We start from the raw sequence: 588 nt of genomic DNA, 5'->3' as shown, positions 1-588 counted from the left end.
CTATTTCCCATTTTCATCGTCTATTCCCTCTCATTTTTCTTACTATCAGGTGAAAAAGTGGTATTTATAGGCTTTGCCTTTCACCATTAATACGATTAAATCTAGAGCGATGAAACTGCGGCTCTGTAGGATCTTGAGATTGTTCTGGGAATTTTTCATACACTTCAGCTTCATCAAGAAGCAGCCCCGTTCTGCGTCTATCTACTTTCAATTTTGATTGTTTTTCACAGCGCTCTAGAAATAATCTCACGCTTTTAATTGAAGAGACATCATGCACACTAACGCTACATCCACGATTAAATGAAGAGAGCAAATATCGGTAATCATTGATATAAAAATAGACCCAATGCCCTTGCAAGCTAGGCGACAAACGGGAGTGATAAGTTAAAAAACGCCCTCTTGGTGGTTTTTTATCACTTGGGAACTCTAACTCGACACTCCCCACATCTCCATAACGGTATTTAACATAGCCAGTATCGGGGCTGTAATGTTGATAAGCGCACAAAGACGCTAGTTTTCCATTTTCTAGTTGGGCATTAAAATAGATATCTTCATCATCTTGACAGAGTGTCCGATTCAAAGTGTCAT

1 protein-coding gene is annotated in these 588 nt (G+C 39.1%); it reads right to left on the bottom strand.

The window, feature by feature from the left end; translation table 11 throughout:
* Nucleotides 1–64 precede the first annotated feature (64 nt).
* Nucleotides 65–588, bottom strand: a 524-nt coding sequence (locus TW84_RS24770) for a hypothetical protein (protein ID WP_052707969.1), incomplete at its 5' end; no start/stop codon positions are given.

This window comes from Vibrio neptunius (assembly GCF_000967495.1).
In the GTDB taxonomy this organism is placed as follows: Bacteria; Pseudomonadota; Gammaproteobacteria; order Enterobacterales; family Vibrionaceae; genus Vibrio; species Vibrio neptunius.
Note: the sequence above shows the minus strand (reverse complement) of the source record. Positions and strands in the feature narration are given on the sequence as shown.